Origin of the sequence: Streptomyces monashensis (genome assembly GCF_001866665.1) — a bacterium.
Classification (GTDB): Bacteria; Actinomycetota; Actinomycetes; order Streptomycetales; family Streptomycetaceae; genus Streptomyces; species Streptomyces monashensis.
This window is the reverse complement of the sequence record NZ_MLYO01000027.1, coordinates 16212-29302: the sequence shown is the minus strand read 5'-3', so window position 1 is coordinate 29302 and position 13091 is coordinate 16212. Positions and strand designations below refer to the sequence as shown.

13 protein-coding genes and 1 pseudogene are annotated in these 13091 nt (G+C 72.2%); 9 read left to right on the top strand and 5 right to left on the bottom strand.

The genetic code is table 11. The features are described 5' to 3' along the window. Positions 1–11 precede the first annotated feature (11 nt). Genes BIV23_RS16965 through BIV23_RS16955 form a run of 3 tightly spaced genes read left to right on the top strand, consistent with a single transcriptional unit; the run spans position 12 to position 2155 of the window. Positions 12–776, top strand: coding sequence for a metal ABC transporter ATP-binding protein (locus tag BIV23_RS16965; protein WP_071381704.1), 765 nt, complete (start codon positions 12–14; stop codon positions 774–776). Next, positions 776–1678 (top strand): metal ABC transporter permease, encoded by a 903-nt coding sequence (locus BIV23_RS16960; RefSeq protein WP_071381703.1) that lies wholly within the window; start codon positions 776–778, stop codon positions 1676–1678. Before BIV23_RS16965 ends, BIV23_RS16960 begins: the two co-directional genes overlap by 1 nt. A gap of 60 nt (positions 1679–1738) precedes the next feature. After that, positions 1739–2155, top strand: coding sequence for a Fur family transcriptional regulator (locus BIV23_RS16955; RefSeq protein WP_071381702.1), 417 nt, complete (start codon positions 1739–1741; stop codon positions 2153–2155). A gap of 6 nt (positions 2156–2161) precedes the next feature. On the opposite strand, the pseudogene BIV23_RS53930 reads toward BIV23_RS16955, so the two are convergent. The 3 genes and pseudogenes from BIV23_RS53930 to recO all read right to left on the bottom strand — a co-directional run. Beyond that, a pseudogene (locus BIV23_RS53930) lies at positions 2162–2513 on the bottom strand (histidine-type phosphatase); the annotation flags it as partial. A 273-nt stretch (positions 2514–2786) separates the two neighbouring features. After that, on the bottom strand, positions 2787–3638 hold the full coding sequence (locus BIV23_RS16945) for an isoprenyl transferase (protein WP_071381700.1): 852 nt from the start codon (positions 3636–3638) through the stop codon (positions 2787–2789). 24 nt (positions 3639–3662) lie between these two features. Then, a complete protein-coding gene (gene recO / locus BIV23_RS16940; protein WP_071381699.1) occupies positions 3663–4412 on the bottom strand; it encodes a DNA repair protein RecO in 750 nt (249 codons plus the stop codon). Between the two features lie 169 nt (positions 4413–4581). On the opposite strand from recO, the gene BIV23_RS16935 reads away from it, so the two are divergent. The 6 genes from BIV23_RS16935 (at position 4582) to BIV23_RS16910 (ending at position 11767) form a co-directional block, all read left to right on the top strand. After that, on the top strand, positions 4582–4986 hold the full coding sequence (locus BIV23_RS16935) for a PIN domain-containing protein (protein ID WP_079173204.1): 405 nt from the start codon (positions 4582–4584) through the stop codon (positions 4984–4986). 275 nt (positions 4987–5261) lie between these two features. Further along, on the top strand, positions 5262–6896 hold the full coding sequence (locus BIV23_RS16930) for an ABC transporter substrate-binding protein (RefSeq protein ID WP_071381698.1): 1635 nt from the start codon (positions 5262–5264) through the stop codon (positions 6894–6896). A gap of 4 nt (positions 6897–6900) precedes the next feature. Then, positions 6901–7857, top strand: a complete 957-nt coding sequence (locus tag BIV23_RS16925) for an ABC transporter permease (RefSeq protein ID WP_071381697.1) — start codon at positions 6901–6903, stop codon at positions 7855–7857. Continuing rightward, positions 7857–9824, top strand: coding sequence for a dipeptide/oligopeptide/nickel ABC transporter permease/ATP-binding protein (locus BIV23_RS16920; protein ID WP_071381696.1), 1968 nt, complete (start codon positions 7857–7859; stop codon positions 9822–9824). Before BIV23_RS16925 ends, BIV23_RS16920 begins: the two co-directional genes overlap by 1 nt. Beyond that, entirely contained in the window at positions 9821–10840 is a 1020-nt protein-coding gene (locus BIV23_RS16915; protein WP_245790551.1) for an oligopeptide/dipeptide ABC transporter ATP-binding protein, read from the top strand. The genes BIV23_RS16920 and BIV23_RS16915 overlap by 4 nt, the downstream gene beginning before the upstream one ends. After that, positions 10841–11767 (top strand): dihydrodipicolinate synthase family protein, encoded by a 927-nt coding sequence (locus BIV23_RS16910; protein WP_071381695.1) that lies wholly within the window; start codon positions 10841–10843, stop codon positions 11765–11767. 17 nt (positions 11768–11784) lie between these two features. Here the strand turns inward: BIV23_RS16910 and BIV23_RS16905 are convergent, their stop codons facing one another. Together BIV23_RS16905 and BIV23_RS16900 are read right to left on the bottom strand one after the other, a co-directional pair. Beyond that, positions 11785–12204: an ATP-binding protein gene (locus BIV23_RS16905; protein WP_079173203.1), complete on the bottom strand. Its 420-nt coding sequence runs from the start codon at positions 12202–12204 to the stop codon at positions 11785–11787. 99 nt (positions 12205–12303) lie between these two features. After that, entirely contained in the window at positions 12304–13089 is a 786-nt protein-coding gene (locus BIV23_RS16900) for an anti-sigma factor family protein (RefSeq protein ID WP_071381693.1), read from the bottom strand. Positions 13090–13091: the final 2 nt, after the last annotated feature.

Below are 13091 nucleotides of genomic sequence, written 5' to 3'. Positions count from 1 at the left end.
CGGGAGACCACATGACCAGTGAGCCCAGCGAGCCCGTCATAGCCCTGCGCGGGGTGACCGCCGAACTCGGCGCCCGTCCCGTGCTGCGCGGCATCGACCTCACCGTCGGCCGCGGCGAGGTCGTCGCCCTGCTCGGCGCGAACGGCTCCGGCAAGTCCACCGCGATCCGCACGGTCATCGGCCAGGTGCCGGCGAGCGGCGGCACGATCGAGCTGTTCGGCACCCCGCGCCGCTCGTTCCGCGCCTGGTCGCGCGTGGGCTACGTACCGCAGCGCACGACGGCCGCAGGCGGCGTCCCCGCCACGGTGACCGAGATCGTCTCCTCCGGGCGGCTCTCCCGCACCCGCTTCGGCGTCTTCCGCCGCGCCGACCGGGAGGCCGTGCAGCGGGCCCTGGCGGCGGTCGGGATGGCCGACCGCGCCAAGGACTCGGTGAACGCCCTCTCCGGCGGCCAGCACCAGCGCGTGCTGATCGCCCGCGCGCTCGTCGCCGAACCCGAGCTGCTGATCATGGACGAGCCGATGGCGGGCGTCGACCTGGCCAGCCAGGAGATCCTCGCCCGCACCCTGAGGGAACAGGTGGCGGCGGGCGCCACGGTCCTCCTCGTGCTGCACGAACTCGGGCCGCTGGAGCCGCTGATCGACCGCGCGGTGGTCCTGCGCGACGGCTGCGTCCTGCACGACGGCCCGCCGCCGCAGGCGGTCGGCCAGCACGCCCTGCCCGGCCACGACCACGTCCACCCCCACGAGTCGATCCACACGGGACTGCTGAGCTGATGGACTTCCTGAACTACGCCTTCATGCAGCGGGCCCTGCTCGCCGCCGTCCTGGTCGGCATCACCGCCCCCGCCGTCGGCATCTACCTGGTCCAGCGCCGCCAGGCCCTGATGGGCGACGGCATCGGCCATGTGGCGATGACGGGAGTGGGACTGGGCTTCCTGCTGTCGACGTCCCCCGTGTGGATGGCGACGGCCGTCTCGGTCCTCGGCGCGGTCCTGATGGAACTGATCCGCTGGTACGGCAGGACGCGCGGCGACATCGCCCTCGCCATGCTCTTCTACGGCGGCATGGCCGGCGGCGTGATGTTCATCAACCTCGCGCCGGGCGGCTCCAACGCGAACCTGACGTCGTACCTGTTCGGCTCGCTGTCCACGGTGTCGCAGTCGGACGTCGTCTCGATCTGCCTGCTGGCCGCGTTCGTGGTGCTGGTCACCCTCGGTCTGCGCCGCCAGCTGTTCGCGGTCAGCCAGGACGAGGAGTTCGCCCGGGTCACCGGCCTGCCGGTGCGCGCGCTCAACCTCCTGACGGCGGTGACGGCCGCGGTGACGGTGACCGTCGCCATGCGCGTGGTCGGACTGCTGCTGGTGTCCGCGCTGATGGTCGTGCCGGTGGCGGCGGCCCAGCAGCTCACCCGCAGTTTCACCGCCACGTTCGTGATCGCCGTCGCGATCGGCATCGCCGTGACCGTCAGCGGCACGATCACCTCCTACTACCAGGACGTCCCGCCCGGTGCGACGATCGTTCTGCTGACCATCGCCGCGTTCGTCGCGCTGACCGCGCTGGCCACCCCGCTGGCCCGGCGACGCGCCCGCGCGGCGGCCCAGGCCGGGCCCGCCGGGGACCCGGCGGAGTGCTCGGTTCCGGCCACGAGAGAGGCCGGGGACGAGGTCGGCGTCTGACTGCCGACAGCCCGGGCTGGCACAATGGCCCGGGCACAGGCGAGACGGAGGAGGCAACCGGTGACGACCGCTGGACCGCCCGTGAAGGGCCGCGCGACCCGACAGCGGGCAGCCGTGTCGGCGGCCCTGAACGAGGTGGACGAGTTCCGCAGCGCGCAGGAACTGCACGACATGCTCAAGCACAAGGGCGACTCGGTCGGGCTGACCACGGTGTACCGCACCCTCCAGTCCCTCGCCGACGCCGGCGAGGTCGACGTCCTGCGCACCTCCGACGGCGAGTCCGTCTACCGCCGCTGCTCGACCGGCGAGCACCACCACCACCTCGTGTGCCGCGCCTGCGGCAAGGCCGTGGAGGTCGAGGGCCCGGCCGTGGAGAAGTGGGCCGAGGCGATCGCGGCGGAGCACGGTTACGTCAACGTGGCGCACACGGTGGAGATCTTCGGCACGTGCGCGGACTGCGCGGGCGGCGCGTCCTAGCCAGTCGCGGCCGAAGCACCGCTGCAGTTCGTCCAGGTCGTAGTAGGCGCTGCCCCTCTCGATCGGCCGGCAGCCGGTCCTGAAGGGCGTCTCCCGCTCGTCGTAGAGCATGCGCACGAGACAGCGGCCGTCCTTCTCGTACACGTCCCACTGGATGTTCGCGCCGAGGGGAGCCACGTCCGCGCCCCGCCAGGGGTTGGTTGTCGGCGTAGGTGTACGGCCGTCCCGGCGTCGCGGGCGTCGCGCTGCCCGGCAGCCGCATCAGCGCGGCCGGCGGGATGATCTCCTCGGCGTGGGTGAAGCGCACTTCGGCGCCGAGGTCGCTGGTGCCGGCCCGCTTCGCCTCGACCTGCCGGAAGACGTTCTCGGTGAAGACCGGCTCGAAGCCGGCCGGGGGCCGCTCGTACGTGTGCGGGTCCTGTTCCGATGGGGATCCCCCCGCGCGAGCGAAGCCGAGCGTGGGGGAGTACGGCGCCTTCGTGCCGTAACTGTCGCGGCTCGCGGGCCCGTCGGCGCCGGCCCGGGCGGACGGCGCAGTGAGCAGCAGGGCGCCGAGGGCGAGGACGGAGAGGACGGGAGTCGTACGTCTCATGAGTCGTCACCCTCGGCAGCCCGGGGGAACCGGCGGTGGCTACGAGGTGGCCGGACCGCCCCGCATCGCGGCTTCCATGGCCAGCAGTTCCTCGTTCGGCACGGCGCCGCCGAAGCGCCGGTCGCGGGAGGCGAACTCCATACAGGCCCGCCACAGGTCGCGCCGGTCGAAGTCCGGCCACAGCACGTCCTGGAAGACCATCTCGGCGTACGCGCTCTGCCAGAGCAGGTAGTTGGAGGTGCGCTGCTCACCGCTCGGGCGCAGGAACAGGTCCACGTCCGGCATGTCGGGGTAGTACAGGTACTTCTGGATGGTCTTCTCGTTGACCTTGCCCGGATCGAGCCGCCCGGCCTTCACGTCCTCGGCCAACGCCTTGGCGGCGTCGGCGAGTTCGGCACGGCCGCCGTAGTTCATGCAGAAGTACAGCGTCAGCAGGTCGTTGTCCTTGGTCTGCTCCTGGGCGACCTGGAGCTCCTTGGCGACCGACTTCCACAGCCTGGGCATCCGGCCCACCCAGCGCACCCGGATGCCGAGCGCGTCGAGCTGGTCGCGGGTCTTGCGGATGAAGTCACGGTTGAAGTTCATCAGGAAGCGGACCTCGTCGGGCGAGCGCTTCCAGTTCTCGGTCGAGAAGGCGTACAGGGAGATGTTGCGCACACCGACCTCGATGGAGCCCTGCAGCACGTCGAGCACCCGCTCGGCGCCGACCTTGTGGCCCTCCGTCCGGGGCAGCCCGCGCTCCTTCGCCCAGCGCCCGTTGCCGTCCATGACGATGGCCACGTGGTTCGGCACCAGCTCGCCGGGGAGCTTCGGCGCGCGGGCCCCCGACGGGTGTGGCTCCGGCGCCTGGTACTCGCGACGCTGACGCCCCAGGATCCCGCGTACGACCATGTGCTTCTCGTCTCCCTACTACCGCTAGGTCTTTTCCACGTACCGCAGCGAGCGCAGCCCGCGCTCCAGATGCCAGTGCAGATAGGCCGACACCAGCCCACTGCCCTCGCGGACGTACCGCGCCTCGCACGTGTCCGCCGTCTCCCAGTCTCCCGTAAGCAGGGCCCCCAGGAGAACCAGGGCCTGCGGCGAGGGTACGACGCTGCCGGGCACCCGGCAGTCGGCGCAGACGGAGCCGCCGGAGGCCACGGAGAAGAACCGGTTGGGTCCGGGCATTCCGCACTTCGCACAGTCGCCGAAGCTGGGCGCGTACCCGTTGACGGCGAGGGAGCGCAGCAGAAAGGCGTCGAGGACGAGATGCGGCGCGTGCTCCCCGCGCGCGAGCGTCCTCAGCGCACCGACGAGCAGCAGGTACTGCTGCACCGCCGGCTCCCCCTCATGATCGGTGAACCGCTCGGCCGTCTCCAGCATGGCCGTCCCGGCAGTGTAGCGGGCGTAGTCGGTCACGATCCCGCCGCCGTACGCCGCGATGGTCTCACTCTGCGTGCACAGCGGCAGCCCGCGCCCGACCAGCTCGCTCCCGCGCGCGAAGAACTGCACGTCGACGTGGGAGAAGGGCTCCAGCCGGGCCCCGAACTTCGACTTCGTCCGCCGCACCCCGCGCGCTACGGCGCGTACCCGACCGTGACCACGCGTGAGCAACGTGATGATCCGGTCCGCCTCACCCAGCTTCTGGGTGCGCAGCACGATGCCGTCGTCGCGGAACAGGCTCATGGGGTCCATTCTCGCGTACGGGGAAGACGCGACCGCCCGCCTGGATGAAAACAGCCGATATGCCTGGCACGCACCCGCTCCGGCCAGTAAGACTCCGGGTATGGGTGGATTCCGTCACAGAAGACGCCCTTCACCCCGCCGACTCGGACCACGCCGGGCGAGGTGCCGCATGAGCACCTTGAAGCCGTTCCTGTACGACGCCGGGGCGCTGATCGCCGCCGAGCGGAACCACGCGGCCTTCTGGCGAGCCCCCCACTCCTACCTGACCGCCGGTGGCGTCCCTCTCGTCCCCGCGCCCGTCGTCTCCCAGGCCTGGCGCGACGGCGCCCGCCACGTGCAGCTCGCCCGCCTTCTCAGCGGATGCGACATTCCGCCGACGGATCACCGGCTCGCGCGTGGCGTCGGCGAACTCGTGGGCCGAGCCGAGGTGCCGGACCCGGTGGACGGCACGGTCGCAGTACTCGCCGCACAGCTCGGGGCCAGGGTGTTCACGTCGGATCCCGACGACATCCAGCACCTCCTCGACCACATGGGCCCGATCGGCAAGCAGGCCAGGATCTGGGCTCTGTCCTGACGCAGACCTCGCCGCGCAGGCGCGGGTGGCAGGGCGGCAGGACAGGCGGCGGGCGCCCATGACCGGCAAATGCCGCCCACTGAGCGCCCGTTGGGCGGCGACCGCTCGACTCCCCGCCCTCACCCGACCCCACTTCGGCCCGGCCACTCGCCGGCTACGCCATTCGCGTGCGCCCCCTTGACCGCCCCTGAAGCCCCTTTTATGGTCACGCTGACCGAACCGGACGTAGGACGTCGTACCTCCTCTCTCACCTCCCCGACCTCGCTGGAGGCTCCGTGCGTGACGACGTGACCCGCGACCTGCCGGCCCCGCGCCGCCGGTCCCTTCTGAAAGGTGCCGGCGCGCTCGGGCTGGCCGCCGCCCTGCCGTCCACGCTCGCCGCCTGCTCGGGCGGGCCGCAGTCCACGAACGACACCGGGGGCGGCGGCAGCGGGAAGGACCGGACGCTGACCGCCGTGATCGGGTACGGCAACGACGGCAGCTGGGATCCGACACAGACGGCGTCGGCCTTCTCGATGGCCGCCAACAACCATGTCTACGAGGGGCTGCTGGACACCGATCCGATCACCCGGGTGCCGTATCCCGCGCTCGGCACCGGGGTGCCCGCGGATCCCGGCGCCACCACCTGGAGGTTCAGCCTGCGAAGAGGGGCCGTCTTCCACGACGGCGAGCCCGTCACCGCCGACGACGTCGTGTTCGTCTTCGACCGGATCCTGGACCCGAAGACCCCGACCCTCGCCAAGGGGTTCTTCGAGAGCTGGCTGGAGGGCGTCCGGAAGGTGGACGACCGCACCGTCGAGCTCGTCCTCAAGTTCCCCTTCCCGGACGGGCTTTCGCGGCTCACCCTCGCCAAGATCATGCCGAGGCACGTGTTCTCCCGGCCCGGCGGATGGGACAAGGCGATCACGGGGCTGGCCGTGGGGTCGGGGCCGTACCGGCAGAGTGCGCACCATCCGAAGTCGAACACGGCGTTCGAGGCGTTCGCCGCGTACAACGGGCCGCGGCCGGCCGCCTTCAAGCGGATGAACTGGCTGACGATCGTCGACGCGGCGCCGCGCGTCGCGAAGATCTCCGGGTCCGACGCCGGCGCGCAGATCGCCGACAACATCCCGTACGCCAACATCGCGCGGCTGCGGCAGGGCGGGCTGACGGTCTCGGGCGGGGCCGGGATGAACAACCTCTTCCTGATGTTCAACACCGCGCACAAGCCGTTCGACGACGTGCGGGTGCGGCAGGCGCTGCACTACGCCATCGACCGGCAGAAGATGGTGCGGGTCGCCCTCCGGGGGCACGGGAAGCCCGCCTCTTCCTTCCTCGACGAGGGCAATCCGGCCTATCGGCGGGCGAAGACCGTCTACGACCACGACCCCGAGAGGGCGAAGGCGCTGCTGAGAGCCGCCGGGGTCAGCGGGCTGAAGATCAACATCCTTGCCGTGAACGTCAGTTGGATCGTGGACTGCCTGCCGACCATCAAGTCCTCCTGGGACGCGGTCGGCGTCGAGACGACACTGGCGCCGCAGGAGACCACGGCCGTGTTCACCAAGATGGACCAGAAGCAGGACTACCAGGTGGTGGCGGCGGCCTCCAATCCCAATCAGTTCGGGCTCGACGCCGACCTGATCATGCATTACAACTACGGGCCGCGGAATCTGTGGATGGGGTATACGCGGTGGGCCGGGAATCCCGTCGCGAAACAGCTCTTCGCCGATATGGACCGGGCGACCAGGGAGTCCGATCCGGCGAAGAAGAAGGCGCTCGTCCAGGACTACCTCGACGTCGTCGCCGAGCAGGCCGTGTTGTATCCCGTCGTCCACAACGAACTGATGACGGCGTGGGATCCGCGCAAGCTCACCGGGATAAGGGCCCAGCCGTATCCCGGGATCAACGTGCTCCGGGCCGCGTGGGTCTGACGGCATGACGGCCGTCGTACGGATCCTGCTCCGCCGTATCGCCCTGCTGGTGCCGCTGCTGCTCGGGATCGTGCTGTTCGTGTTCCTGGTGATGCGGTTCTCCGACGTCGATCCGGCGTCCGCGTTCTTCCAGGGCGCGAACCCGACCCCGCAGCAGCTGCACGACTTCCGGGAGCGCAGCGGTCTGCTGGATCCGCTGCCGGTGCGGTACGTCCACTTCGTCGCCGATCTGCTGCACGGCGACCTCGGCACCAGCGCCCTGACCCGCGCGCCCGTCGTCGACCAGGTCACCACCGCGCTGCCGCTCACGCTCCAGCTGACCTTCCTCGGCCTCGGCATCGCCGTGGTGCTGGCGCTGGCGGGTGGCGTCACGGCCGCCGTCTGGCGGGACCGGGCGCCGGATCAGGTCATCCGGGTCGTCTCGCTCGTCGGGGTCGCCGCGCCCGGGTTCTGGCTGGCGCTGCTGATGATCCAGTACCTGGCGGTGGACCGGGGCTGGTTCCCGACCGGCGGATACGTCAACCCGGCCGATTCGCCGACCGGTTGGCTGAGGACGATGGCGCTGCCCGCCTTCGCGCTCTCGCTGCCGGTCGCCGCCCAGCTCGTCCGGATCGTGCGGACGTCCGTCGTGGAGGAGCTGGACAAGGACTACGTCCGGACGGCGATCGGGAGCGGGCTGCCGCCCCTCGTCGTGGTGGGGCGGAACGTGCTGCGCAACGCCCTCGTCAATCCGCTCACCGTGCTCGGGCTGCGGGTCGGCTATCTGCTCGGCGGTGCCGTCGTCATCGAGACGATCTTCTCGCTGCCCGGCATGGGCAAGCTGATGATCGACGCCGTACAGAACGGGGATCCGGCGGTGGTGCAGGGGGTCGTCCTCACCACGGCCACCGGGTTCGTCGTCGTGAACCTCGTCATCGACATCCTGTATCTGCTGGTCAACCCACGTCTGAGGGCGGTCTGATGAGCACCCGCGCCGGCCTCGTCGAACGGCTCACCCGGCCCGGCGGCGTCCGGCTGCGCGGCTGGCGCCGGCTGCCGCTGCCGTCGAGACTCGCCGTCTGCTTCCTGGCGATCGTGATCCTGGTCGCCGTGTTCGCGCCGCTCCTCGCGCCCGACGACCCGCTCGACCAGCAGGACCCGGTCGGCGGCAGCGGGCATCCGTCGGCCGCGCACTGGCTCGGGCAGGACAGCCTCGGCCGGGACATCCTGAGCCGGCTGATGTACGGCGCCCGCTGGTCGCTGGCGATCGGGCTGGGGGCGACGGGGCTCGCACTGGTCGTCGGTGCCGTCGTCGGGGCGGTCGCGGCCACCTCCCGCAAGGCGGTCGACGAGACGCTGATGCGCTGCCTGGACGTCGTCATGGCGTTCCCCGGCATCGCGCTCGCGGCCGTCCTCGTCGCGGTGTTCGGCGGCGGGATCGGGGTGCTGATCTGCGCGGTCGCGTTCCTCTTCACACCGCCCGTCGCCCGGGTCGTACGCGCCAACGTGCTCGACCAGTACGGGGAGGACTACGTCACCGCCGAGCGGGTCATCGGGGCCCGTACCCCGCACATCGTGCTGCGGCACGTGGCCGTCAACTGTGCCGCGCCCGTCCTCGTCTTCTGCACGGTCCAGGTCGCCGAGGCGATCGTGTTCGAGGCGTCGCTGTCGTTCATCGGGGCGGGTGTGCGGCCGCCGGATCCGTCCTGGGGCAGTGTCATCGCCGACGGCAAGAACATGGTGCTGACCGGCGGCTGGTGGGCGACCGTCTTCCCCGGGCTGCTGATCCTGCTCACCGTGCTGTCGCTGAACATCCTCTCCGAGGGGGTGTCGGACGCGTGGGCCGCGCCGGCCGCCCGTGAAGTGACGGCGTCCGAGGACCAGTTGGAGAGGGCGGTACCTGGTGACGTCCTCCCGCTGCCGGGGCTCTCCCGGGCCGCGCGGCGGCTGCGTGCCCGCGCCCGGCCCCGGCCCGACCGGAGCGGGCAGTCGGTGCTCGCCGTGGAGAACCTCGCCGTCGGCTTCCCGGACCGGCACCGGGGCGTGGACATCGTCGCCGGGGTCGGCTTCGAGGTGTACCCCGGTGAAGCGCTGGGCCTGGTCGGCGAGTCGGGCTGCGGCAAGTCGCTGACCGCGCTCACGGTCATGGGGCTCCAGCCGAGGGAGGCCCGGGTGCGGGGGCACGTCCGCTTCCGGCAGCGCGATCTGCTCGCCGAGCCGATGCGGGTGCGGCGGCGGCTGCTCGGGCACGAGATGGCGATGGTCTACCAGGACGCCCTGTCCTCGCTGAACCCCGCCATGACGATCCGCGCCCAGCTGGGGCAACTGGTGCGGCGCGGGGGCCGTCGCAGCCCGGCCGAGCTGCTGGAGCTGGTCGGACTGGACCCGGAGCGCACCCTGCGCAGCCATCCGCACGAGCTGTCCGGCGGGCAGCGCCAGCGCGTGCTGATCGCCATGGCCCTGTCCCGCGAGCCGGCGCTGATCGTCGCCGACGAGCCGACGACCGCGCTCGACGTCACCGTGCAGGCCCAGGTGATGGAGCTGCTGCTGCGGCTGCGCGAGGAGCTCGGCTTCGCGCTGGTCCTGGTCTCGCACGACCTCGCGCTGGTCGCCGACGTCACCGACCGGGTGGTGGTGATGTACGGCGGTCAGATCGTGGAGAGCGGGGTGACCGCCGACCTGGTGGCGGCGCCGGCCCACCACTACACGCGCGGGCTGCTCGGCAGCGTGCTGTCGCTGGAGTCGGCCGAGGAACGGATGACGCAGATCAAGGGAGTCGTACCCGCCCCCGCCGACTTCCCGGCGGGCTGCCGCTTCGCCGACCGGTGCCCGCGCGCGAGCGAGGTGTGCCACGCGCACGCGCCGGTCCTCGCCGGTACGGCCACGCACACGGCCGCCTGCCATCACCCCGCCGTGCCCGTGGAACCCGTGGAGGAGGCGCTCCAGTGAGGCCGACGATCATCGACGTACGGGACGCCCATGTCGTCCACAGGGCGCGCGGCGGCGGGCTGGTCGCCCGCGCCCGGGTGTACGCCCTGACCGGCGCCGATCTGTCCGTGGCGGCCGGCGAGACGGTCGGGGTGGTCGGCGAGTCGGGGTGCGGGAAGTCGACGCTGGCGAAGGTCCTGGTCGGGGTGGAGCGGCCGACCTCGGGGACGGTGGCGTTCCGGGGGCGGGACCTGTGGGCGATGCCGGCCGGGGAGCGGCGGGCCACGGTCGGCGCGGGCGTCGGCATGATCTTCCAGGACCCGTCGACCGCGCTGAACCGGCGGCTGCCGGTGCGCCGGATCCTGCGCGACCCGCTGGACGTCCACGCGCGCGGCAGCCGGGCCCAACGGGAGGATCGGGTACGGGAGTTGATGGGGCTGGTGGGCCTGCCCCGGGCGCTCGCCGACGCCCTGCCCGGGCAGCTCTCCGGCGGTCAGCGCCAGCGCGTCGCCATCGCCCGCGCGCTCGCCCTGGACCCGGCGCTGGTCGTCGCCGACGAGCCGACCAGCGCGCTCGACGTGTCGGTGCGCGCACAGATCCTCAATCTTCTGCTGGATCTCAGGGAACGGCTCGGGCTCGCGCTGGTGTTCGTCTCGCACGACATCCAGACGGTACGGCGGATGAGCGACCGGGTGATCACCATGTACCTGGGCCGGATCGTGGAGGAGACCCCGGCCGACCGGGTGACCGACGCGGCCCGGCACCCGTACACCCGCGCGCTGTTCTCGGCCACGCCCGGGCTGCTGGATCCCGTGGACCCGATCCCGCTGACCGGGCCGGTGCCGTCGGCCACCCGGCCGCCGAGCGGCTGTCCGTTCCGCACCCGGTGCTGGAAGGCGGACGCGGTGTGCGCGGAGTCGATGCCGGACGTCTCGGCCGCGTCACGGCCCGGACACCGCTACCGCTGCCACCATCCTGTGGAGGAGGACCGGCCGACCAGCGACCTGGCCCGACAGAGCCTGCCACAGGAGCCCTGAATGACGTTCCCCGTCCCGCTCACCGGTGTCGTCCCGCCCGTCTGCACGCCCCTGACACCGGAGCGCGAGGTGGACGTGCCCTCGCTGCTCCGGCTGGTGGACCATCTGGTGGAGGGCGGGGTGCACGGGCTGTTCCTGCTCGGGTCCACCTCCGAGGCGGCCTTTCTGACGGACCGGCAGCGGCGGCAGGTCGTGTCGGCGGTCGTCGGGCACGTGGGCGGCCAACTGCCCGTCATCGCCGGGGCGATCGACATGACCACGCCCCGCGTCCTGGACCACGTCACGGCGGTGACGGCGGCCGGGGCCCAGGCGGTGGTCGTCACCGCGCCCTTCTACACCCGCACCCACCCCGCGGAGATCGTCCACCACTACCGGCGGCTCGCGGCGGTGAGCGCGGTGCCCGTCATCGCGTACGACATCCCGATGGCGGTGCACACCAAGCTGCCCGCCGATCTGGTGCTGGAGCTGGCCGCCGACGGGGTGCTGGCCGGGCTCAAGGACTCCAGCGGGGACCTGGGCGCCTTCCGCGAGGTCGTCACGGGCGCCCGCGCGCACGCCGGGTTCAGCGTCCTGACCGGCTCCGAGCTGATCGTGGACTCCGCGCTGGCGCTCGGCGCCGACGGCTGTGTGCCGGGGCTCGGCAACGTCGACCCGCACGGGTACGTCCGGCTGTACCGGCTGTGCCGGGCGGGCGACTGGGCGGGGGCGCGGGCCGAACAGGAGCGGCTGTGCGCGCTGTTCGGGCTGGTCGGGGTCGGTGACCCGGCCCGGATGGGCGGGGGTTCCTCGGCGCTGGGCGCGTTCAAGGCGGCGCTGCGGCTGCGCGGGATCATCGACTGCCCGGTGACGGCCGAGCCGCAGGTGCCGCTGTCCGGCGAGGAGACGGAGAAGGTCGGCAAGTTCCTGGCGGCGGCGGGGTTGCTCTAGGAGACTCCCGGGGGCGGTCACGCCGGGCAGCGCAGGCAGGCGCGGACCTCCCGGCCGCTGCGTGTCTGGTGGATCTCGGTCGACTGCGCGAGGCACGTGACGATGCCGGTGCCGCGGCCGTGTTCGTCCGGGGCGACGTCGTGCGGAGCGTGCTCCACCGCGGTGCCCGAGTCGCTGACCACGATGGACAGGGCGCCACGGTCGAGGACGAGCACCAACGTCATGCACTCGCGGCCGTACCGGGCGGCGTTGGCGGTGAGTTCGTCGACGATGAGGACGGCGGAGTCGCGCTCGCTCTCGGGCACGCTCCAGCAGTCCAGCAGATCCGCCGTGAAGTGACGCGCGGCGGAGACGTGTGCCTCCCGTGCGGGCAGGGTCAGCGTCGCCCGCTGGGAGCAGGGCCCTGGGCTGGTGCGCCCGGAATCGGTCACAGACATGGTCTTCCGGCTCTTCTGTGTGGGTGCGGAACCTGTGGATGAGCGCTCATCCCGTAATACGCACGGCGAGTGGCATACGGTTCGAGCGATTCACACCTTTTACGCCCGGATCGTGACCAGTTTCCGGCCGTTGCCGGCGACGATCTCGAAGTGCTCGATGGCTCCCGGCGCCATGGGGACCGCTCCCGGGATCTTCGTTCCGGCCGGGTAGGCGCCGGCCCGCCAGGTGGCGGCGTCCGCCCTGGCCCCGCCGGACCCGACCGCCTGCAACCGGCAGATCATGCCGGCCGGCGCGCCGTGGGCCGAGACCTGCAGGACACTGCCCCAGGCCGAGGGGAAGACCTCCACCGAGGCGGTGACTCCGGTGGTGGAGTCGCTTCCGGAGAAGGTGCGCGACGGAGCCGACGCGACAGGCCCGGGCGGGTTGCCCTGGCTCGTCACGGATGCGCCGACCGCCAGCCAGGTGGCGCCGGCCGCCGCCGCGGCGACCAGCACCAGGGAGGCGGCCGCGCCCGCCAGCTGCCACCGCACGGTCCTGCGGCGCCCGGCCGCGGCCCGCTGAAGCATCCCGTCGAGCGGCCCCGCCCCAGGAGCCCGGGGCGCCGGGCCGGACGGCGCCCGCGGCGCGCCCCACGCGCCCTCGGCCGCCCGCCGTACCAGACGGTCGGCCGGCTCCTCGTCGCCCGCGGGCACGGCCGGGCCCGCCGCCTCGGCCGCCGTGACCGTCGCGAGCAGGGCCGGCAGTCCGGCCAGCTGCTCGTACTCCGCCCGGCACGCGTCGCACGTCGCCAGATGGGCGCGCACCTGTTCCGTTTCGGCCGGGGACAGCGCACCCAGGACGTACCCTCCGAGCGCCATCCGCAGAGCGTCGTGGTCCGCGTTCACGA